A 533-nucleotide genomic window follows, 5' to 3' on the forward strand; every position below is an offset into this window, starting at 1 on the left:
GGAAAGTTCTTTGGCAGCATACGCCATTGACAGCCTGTTTTTATCAGATACATTAACGCATTCCAAATCAGGATCAAAGGATGTTTTCGCTTTCTATCTTTCAGATTCAGCGTTTTCTTTATATATTTGCCATTGGTTTTCAGTTAGATCAGTTGGGTATTTCATTCCTTTTTTTCCAAATATCCAACTTCTGAAAACCTTCCTAACAAAATTTTCTACACAAATTTAAACAGCCTCTTAAATTTTGAAGATATTCTAAAAACAAATTACACTAAAATTTCATCGGTTTCTAATAACATCCCACAATCTTTTCAGCAATATTATGACTCACGATTGATTAGGCTTTCTTTATCTTACAACTTTGGAAATACTAAAATATCTGTAAAAAAGAAAAATGTGGGAAACAATTGTAGGCTTCCCTTTTTTAGTACGATTTAAAATTAGACAATTTTTCATATTGTACCCAATTTATTTTCTGTTAATTTATAACAGCAAGTTTCTGTTTTTCCTTTTCTCTGTATTTCACAGGAGAC

The 533-nt window shown here is 30.4% G+C and carries 1 pseudogene; it reads right to left on the bottom strand.

What is annotated here, in order from left to right:
• Window positions 1-95, bottom strand: a pseudogene (locus tag GNY06_RS14945) (transposase); the annotation flags it as partial.
• Between the last annotated feature and the right edge of the window lie 438 nt (window positions 96-533).

Origin of the sequence: Elizabethkingia argenteiflava (genome assembly GCF_009904105.1) — a bacterium.
Taxonomy (GTDB): domain Bacteria; phylum Bacteroidota; class Bacteroidia; order Flavobacteriales; family Weeksellaceae; genus Elizabethkingia; species Elizabethkingia argenteiflava.